Genomic DNA, 6,153 nt, shown 5'->3' with positions numbered 1-6,153 from the left:
CGATCGCGCTCGATTCTCCGGTCGCGTGGGAGGGACTTCTCGGCGTGAGGTTGCCGCAGGCGATCGGGGGGCGATCGCTCTGATCGCCCGGCAGCCGCCACGGCTGCTACGAGCACGCAGCGGACCGGCGGACGCCGCGGGTCTTCGACGGAAGGTCCGAATCCCGGGTCCTCCGGGAAGCGACCTGGAGGTCGAAATCCCGGATCCTCCGTGAAGCGACGTGGGGCTCCGGACGCCCGCCACCCGACGTGACCGCGGGCGGGTCGCTCATGCACGAGGCCGCGCCGTGCCCCCCGCGGCTGGCCAGCCGCTCGGAAGCGCATCCCCGACGGTGCGTTCTCCCACCGAAATCGCTCGGGCCGGTCCCGAATGGATCGATATGGAATCGATGCCCGGGATCGGGCCGGAACTTCGGTCTTTCGTCGGGTGCGCGGGGTTTTGCACCATCGGGGGAGCACCTCTTGCCGGCTCTGCGAGCCTTCCGCTGCGCGTTTCGTTCGAGTCGAGCTTCGCCCTCTCGCCGTCGGAGAAGGCCCCGCGGCAGAACGCGCCGGACGGGACGGCGCCGGCGGCTTTCGGGCGGTCGCAGCGGGCACCCCGCGGCCACGGTGCAGCGGGTCCATGGCCGCGCTTCCGGGACCCCATGCCGGAACGACCCCGACGGGCCCGGGCCGCGTCGGCCCGAGAACCCTTCGCTGAGGAGCGCCGGCCCGGCGGCGAATCGATCCGGCAGCGCTCCGGCGCGCGATCGCCTGACCATGCGGCGCCGCGGAACCTGCCCCGTTTCTCGATGACGGGAGGTTTCGGTTCCGGAGAAGCGCCGAGCCTCGCCGGCACGTCGGATCATCGGAGCGTCGTCAGCGACACACGACGGAAAGGAGGTCTTCCATGTTGCCGACGATCGGTCTCACGATGCTGCTCGCGTGCGCCGCCCCGGTGCCGGTCGGGGTCCACGACACCGCCGCTCCCGCCGGGAAGACGCCCGCTCCGGCTCTCCACGAGCCGGCGCCCAACCAGGAGGACCCGAACGAGCTCAAGGACGACGGACTGACCGCCTCCTGCACCTGCCGGTGCGGGACCAAGTACACGAAGGTGGATCCCAAGCCGGGCGAGACCTGCACCAGTATCGAGGGCGACGAGTGCGTGACGGACGAAGGCGAGCTCTCGAGGCTGTCGGATTGCGGCGAGCGCTACGTCTCGAACGATAGCGCCCACCAGAACCTCCCCTCGCAAACGCGGTAGGCAGGCTCTCCTCCTCCGGTGGCGGCCGGCGGTTTCCGGGCTTGCCGGATCTCCTCCGGCCCGGGAGCCGCCGGTCCGCCCGCCCCTCCCTCCCCGGACGGGTCCGGAATTCACGACCGGCGCCCGCCGGTCTTCCTCGATCGGTGATGGGAGGCGAGAGTCCCAACCTCCGAGGAACCCCCCTGCGGGCCGGCTTCGGCGGCCGTCCGGAGCCTGGCCGGTCCGCTCGCCCGGTCGCCGTGACGCGCCCGTCCCTCCCGCCCCGGCAAGCTTCGGCGCCGCCGGCGATCCGGCCTGTTCGTCGCGGCCCGGCGCCGCCGGTCAGCGCTCGAGGAACTCTCGCACCACCGCCTCGAGTCCCGGCTCCTCGGCCTCCGCGAACCGGTACCGGGCGCGGACGACCGGCTTCGACGTTCGCACGAGCCGGGCGAGGTCGATCGGAGTGCCGGCGACGACGACGTCGGCGGGGCAGCGCTCGATCGTCGCCCGCAGGTCCTCGATCTGGTGCGGACCGTAGCCCATCGCCGGCAGCACCGGTCCGATGTGCGGGTAGCGCTCGTAGGTGCGGGCGATCTCGGGAGCGGCGAAGGGGCGCGGATCGACGATCTCCGCGGCGCCGCCGGCGGTCGCCGCGGCATACCCCGCACCGGTCGGCATGCCCCCGTGGGTGACCGTCGGTCCGTCCTCGACGACGAGCACCCGGCGGCCGCGCACGGCGGCCTCGTCGTCGAGGGTCACCGGCGAGTTCGCGCGAAGAATGCGCGCCCGCGGGTTGACCTCGCGAAGCGTCTCGGCGAGCCGCGCGACGGCATCCGGTTCGGCGGCGTCGGCCTTGTTGATCACGATCACGTGGGCGCGCCGCGCCACGGCCTCGCCCGGATGGTGCGTCGTCACGTGGCCCGGGCGCAGTGCGTCCGCGACCGCGATCTCGAGGTCCGGCTCGATGAACGGAAGATCGTTGTTGCCGCCCTCCCAGACGATGATGTCCGACTCCTTCTCGGCCTCGGCGAGGATGCGCGCGTAGTCGACGCCCGCGAAGATCACACCACCGCGCTCGATGTGCGGTTCGTACTCCTCGCGCTCCTCCGCCGTGCACTCGGCTCGGTCGAGGTCCTCCATCGTCGCGAAGCGCTGCACCGACTGCCTGGCGAGGTCCCCGTAGGGCATCGGGTGGCGCAGGACGCCGGGCCGGCGCCCGCGCTCCCGCAGGTACTGCGTGAGCCAGTGCGAGATCTGCGACTTCCCGCAGCCGGTCCGCACCGCGCAGATGGAGATCACCGGCAGTTTCGAGCGCAGCATCGTTCGGCCGGGGCCGTGGAGGACGAAGTCGGCGCCGACGGCGTTCGCTCGGGAGGCCAGGTGCATCACGTGCTCGTGCGGCACGTCGCTGTAGGCGAAGACGACCTCGTCGACCCTTTCGCGCCGGCACAGCTCTTCGAGCGACGCCTCGTCCTCGATCGGGATCCCTTGCGGGTAGAGGGGGCCGGCCAGCTCGGGGGGATAGCGCCGGCCGTCGATGCCGGGGATCTGGGTCGCCGTGAAGGCGACGACCTCATGAGAAGGGTCGTCGCGGTAGACGGTGTTGAAGACGTGGAAGTCGCGCCCGGCGGCGCCCAGGATCACGACGCGGCGGCGTTCGGTCGACATCGGGGGCTCCTTTCTGGGCGGGATGCGGTCATCCGGGGACGGACCAGCCGGAGCGGCCGCCGCGCGGCGGCCGCGCCCTCGACCCGGCGGCCCGGAAACCTATGTATAGCGCCCGGAGCGCCGGCCGGCCGGTCTCCTGGCGGTCGCCTCGTGACAAGTATTCTTGACATTTTGTCAAGAATACTGTACATCTCCCGCCGTGAAACGGCGGCTGGCGATCGGGAACGACGTGCGGAAGCACCGCGTCCTCGCCGGGTTGACCCAGCAGGAGCTCGCGGAGCGGGTCGGCGTCACGCGCCAGACGATCCTCGCGATCGAGAAGGGGAACTACACGCCCTCGGTGGCGCTCGCGCTTCGGCTCGCCGCGGTCTTCGGGACGACGGTCGAGGCCCTGTTCCGGATCGAGGATCCGCCGGAAGGGCCGGAGCGGGGGGAGGGAGGCGGCAAATGAGCCTCGCGGAGACGATCCGGAGGTGGCGGCCGGGGCCGGTCGCCCTGGTGGCGGGCGGGCTGATCGGCGCGGGATTCCTGCTGACCGGCGTGAGCTGGTGGTTCTTCTTGCTGGTCGGCCTGGGGACGTTCGGGCCGGGCGTGCTCCGGGAACTCGGATGGCTTCGAGACAAGGACGAGTTCCAGCGGTTGGCGGCCTACCGGGCCGGCTACCACGCCTATCTCGCCACCGGGTTCGCCGGTGTCCTCTTCGTCGCCTACCTGCGGTCGGGGGTGCGCGAGCTGAGGCATCCCGAGGAGCTGGCGACGTTCTTTCTCGGGCTGGTGTGGTTCTCCTGGATCCTCAGCACGCTGATCAACTTCTGGGGACCGGTGAGGGCGGCGCGCCGGCTCCTGGTCGGCTTCGGCTGCGCGTGGCTCGCGTTCGCCATCGCCAGCAATGTCGGCTCGGAGTGGACCGGTTGGCCCGCACTCCTCCTCGAGCCGCTCCTCACCGTGCCTTTCTTCGCGCTGGCGTGGGCCGCCGGACACTTCCCGCGCACCGCGGGAGCGCTCTTGCTCCTCTCCTGTGCCGCGCTGTTCGTGGGCCTGGGCTTCTGGCGGGTGCGCCTCGGGCTCGCCGTCACGGCGCTGACCGTGCTGCTGTTCCTCGGGCCGCTGCTCGCGAGCGGTCTCGCGCTGCTCGCGGCCCCGCGCGAGCGCGAGCCGGCGCCGGAGACGGGCGGTACCGGCTGATCCGAACCGATCATGGGGGCCGGCCCGAGCCGCCGGCAGAGACGGCGCGGGCGACCGCCGGGAAGCCACCGCCCGGGCCGGCACCTCCCGGCGACCCGCCGCACCCCGAACGGGCCCGGCTCGGAGGCGGCATCTCCGCCCGCGCGCCCCGCGAGAGTCCTCCCCTCCTCCGCCCGGCCTGCGTAGATTTCCGGGGGCGTGCCGCAGCGGCGGCGGAGGTTCCGATGAGTTCCGGTCGGCGATCGCGGATCGGAATCGGCCTCGGGCTGGCACTCGCGTGCAGCCTCCTCGCTTCGCCGGCGCCCGCCCAGTCGAGCCGGGCGGTGCACGTCGAGGCGCGCGAGCCCGGTGCCGGGTCGTTGCTCCCGCTGCAGGGGGTCAACGCCGGCCCCTGGACCCACCCCGGCCATCCGGACTTCCTCGACTCCTACATCGACCTCGGCGTGGCCGCGGTCAGAACGCACGACTTCTTCGGACCGACCGACATCGCCTACCTCGACACCGGCCAGGGCATCTTCCCGGACATGACGAAGGATCCTTTTGATCCGGCAAGTTACCGGTTCGGGCCGGCGGACGAGGTGGTCCAGGAGATCCTCGACGCGGGTGCGGAGGTGTTCTTCCGCATCGGCTACTCGGCGGAAATGCCGCCGATGCACAACGACCCGCCGGCGGATCCGGAGAAGTGGGCGGAGGTCGCGGCGCACATCGTCATGCACTACAACGAGGGCTGGGCGAACGGCTTTCATTTCGGCATCCGGCGCTGGGAGATCTGGAACGAGGCCGACGATCCCCTCTTCTGGAACGGCACGCCGGAGCAGTTTTTCGACCTCTACGAGCGCACGGCGCGCCGCATCCGCCAGGTCGACCCGAGCGCGCTCGTCGGCGGGCCGGGGCTTTCGCAGTGGAATCATCCCGACTACCGCGACCGCTTCGTCCGCTACTGCAAGGAGCGCGGCGTCCCGCTCGACTTCCTCTCGTGGCACCGCTACGACGCCACCAGCGCGAAAGGCTCTCCGGGGCACTACCGCGCCTTCGCGATCCAGCAGCGGCAGTTCCTCGACGGCGAGGGGATGCCCCGCGCGGAGAACGTGCTGAGCGAGTGGTCCTACGCGATTTTCCATCCGATGCACTGCCTGCTCGAAGGAGCCGCTTTCGACGCGGCGACGCTGAGCGCCCTCGCCGACGGCGGGATCGACGGTGCGCACCGCTACCGCGGCGACGACCAGAATCCGTGCCACAACCCCGGACTCCACTACACGGACGGCGCGCGGAAGCCGCCCGCCTACGCCATTCAGGCGTGGGACCGCCTGCAGGCGATGCCGCACCGCCGGCGGCTGACCGGTTCGGACTGGGACCATCACACGGCGATCGCGGGACGCTCGGAGGACGGGCGCACGCTGCGCGTGCTCGTCTCCAACTACGACGACACCGGAGCCGACACGGTCGATCTCGAGATCGCGGGTCTCGGGACCTGCGGGGTCGACCGCACCGTCGCGCGTGACGTCCTGACCGAGGGCGGCTTCGTCCGGGCCGAGAGCTTCACGAGCGCGTCCGACCCGCTGGCGTATTCGTTCCCCTCCGCCGCGCCGGCGGTGACGATCGTCACCGTCTCCGGTCTCGCCCCCTGGCCGGCGAATCTCCGCGCCGACACGGGCGGCTGCCCCGCGGCGCTTTCGCTCGCCTGGGACGCCGTCGGCGGCGCGTCCGGCTATCGCGTGTACCTCAGCGATCGCTCCTGCGACGAGGCACTCGCCGCGACGTCGCCGGCAGCGACCGTCTCCGGCCCGGCCTGGGACGACACCGCGCCCCCGGTCGGCGCGTCCCGCTACTACGCCGTCGAGCCGATCGGCGCGTACGGGTCGTGCGACGGTGACCGGCGGTGCATCGCCGCCGGCTGCCCGGGCGAGCCTCCCGGCCCCGTGACCGGGCTGCGCGTCGAGCGAAGCGGCGGCGATCTCCGCCTGTCGTGGAACGAGGCGGCGCGTGCGACCGGCTACCGCGTCTACCGCACCACCCATCCCGACCCGCGCACGTGGGGTTGGCCGTGGCGCGAGGGGATCCAGGACGAGGATCCCGCGG

Annotated in this window: 5 protein-coding genes; 4 read left to right on the top strand and 1 reads right to left on the bottom strand. The window is 72.1% G+C overall.

The features are described from left to right. The first annotated feature begins 888 nt into the window (after positions 1-888). A complete protein-coding gene (locus D6718_02895) occupies positions 889-1,242 on the top strand; it encodes a hypothetical protein (protein ID RMG47817.1) in 354 nt (117 codons plus the stop codon). Positions 1,243-1,563: 321 nt separating this feature from the next. On the opposite strand, the gene D6718_02890 is transcribed toward D6718_02895, so the two are convergent. Further along, positions 1,564-2,889, bottom strand: a complete 1,326-nt coding sequence (locus tag D6718_02890) for a GTPase (GenBank protein ID RMG47816.1) — start codon at positions 2,887-2,889, stop codon at positions 1,564-1,566. Between the two features lie 211 nt (positions 2,890-3,100). Here D6718_02890 and D6718_02885 point away from each other — a divergent pair, with 211 nt between their 5' ends. The 3 genes from D6718_02885 to D6718_02875 all read left to right on the top strand — a co-directional run. Beyond that, a complete protein-coding gene (locus D6718_02885) occupies positions 3,101-3,340 on the top strand; it encodes a transcriptional regulator (protein RMG47818.1) in 240 nt (79 codons plus the stop codon). Further along, on the top strand, positions 3,337-4,074 hold the full coding sequence (locus tag D6718_02880; GenBank protein RMG47815.1) for a hypothetical protein: 738 nt from the start codon (positions 3,337-3,339) through the stop codon (positions 4,072-4,074). Before D6718_02885 ends, D6718_02880 begins: the two co-directional genes overlap by 4 nt. 224 nt (positions 4,075-4,298) lie before the next feature. Beyond that, positions 4,299-6,153 (top strand): hypothetical protein (locus D6718_02875; protein ID RMG47814.1); only part of this gene is annotated, 1,855 nt, incomplete at its 3' end.

The organism is Acidobacteriota bacterium (assembly GCA_003696075.1).
GTDB lineage: Bacteria > Acidobacteriota > Polarisedimenticolia > J045 > J045 > J045.
This window is presented reverse-complemented; position numbering and strand designations above follow the sequence as displayed.

What these genes read in the sequence shown, in the direction of transcription:
- D6718_02895 (RMG47817.1), top strand. Translation starts at nt 889, where the DNA reads ATGTTGCCGACGATCGGTCTCACGATGCTGCTCGCGTGCGCCGCCCCG.
- D6718_02890 (RMG47816.1), bottom strand. Translation starts at nt 2,889, where the DNA reads ATGTCGACCGAACGCCGCCGCGTCGTGATCCTGGGCGCCGCCGGGCGC.
- D6718_02880 (RMG47815.1), top strand. Translation starts at nt 3,337, where the DNA reads ATGAGCCTCGCGGAGACGATCCGGAGGTGGCGGCCGGGGCCGGTCGCC.